Annotated in this window: 1 protein-coding gene; it reads left to right on the top strand. The window is 58.8% G+C overall.

The genetic code is table 11. The features are described from left to right. Positions 1-49: 49 nt before the first annotated feature. The coding region (locus tag EN852_RS36645) for an exonuclease domain-containing protein (protein WP_281407843.1) at positions 50-357 on the top strand (308 nt) is incomplete at its 3' end.

Genomic DNA, 357 nt, shown 5'->3' with positions numbered 1-357 from the left:
ACATTTTGTTATGGTTTGTGATTCTGCTCCTTGGAGCGGATTGATTCGAATGCGTGAGATCATCTTCGACACGGAAACCACGGGCCTCGATTTGCGCGAAGACCGCATCATCGAGCTCGGCGGCGTTGAACTGGTCAACCGCTTCCCTACCGGCCGCACCTTCCACAAATTCATCAATCCGCAAGGCCGCGCCATCCATGCCGAGGCGCAGGCCGTGCACGGCATCAGCGCCGCAGACCTGGTCGGCAAGCCGACCTTCGCCGAAATCGTCGATGAGTGGCTGGCCTTCACCGACGGCGCCAAGCTGATCGCCCACAACGCCACCTTCGACCTTGGCTTCCTCAATCTCGAATACAG

The organism is Mesorhizobium sp. M2E.F.Ca.ET.209.01.1.1, from assembly GCF_004010375.2.
Taxonomy (GTDB): domain Bacteria; phylum Pseudomonadota; class Alphaproteobacteria; order Rhizobiales; family Rhizobiaceae; genus Mesorhizobium.
Note: the sequence above shows the minus strand (reverse complement) of the source record. Positions and strands in the feature narration are given on the sequence as shown.